Genomic DNA, 250 nt, shown 5'->3' on the forward strand with positions numbered 1-250 from the left:
GGGCCGGGCGCCGAACACCGTCTCGAAGAAGGAGCGCTCGGCCTCCGCATCCTCGCGGATCCCGGCGCGCACGCGCGGCGCGGCCGGCCGCTCGGCCCGGCGCGGCCGCGCCGGCGGCTGCCGGAGCTCGGCCGGGCGCGGCACCGGCAGCGGCACCATCGGGACGATCCGTGCGGCCTGCGGGGCCGGAAGCGGCCGGGCCGCGCGCAGGAGCTCGTCGGCGGCGTCCGGCACCGTCGCGGCGGCGGTC

Annotated in this window: 1 pseudogene; it reads right to left on the reverse strand. The window is 83.2% G+C overall.

The features are described 5' to 3' along the window. A pseudogene (locus WDW90_RS40290) lies at positions 1-250 on the reverse strand (hypothetical protein); the annotation flags it as partial.

Origin of the sequence: Methylobacterium nigriterrae (assembly GCF_037106235.1) — a bacterium.
Classification (GTDB): Bacteria; Pseudomonadota; Alphaproteobacteria; order Rhizobiales; family Beijerinckiaceae; genus Methylobacterium; species Methylobacterium nigriterrae.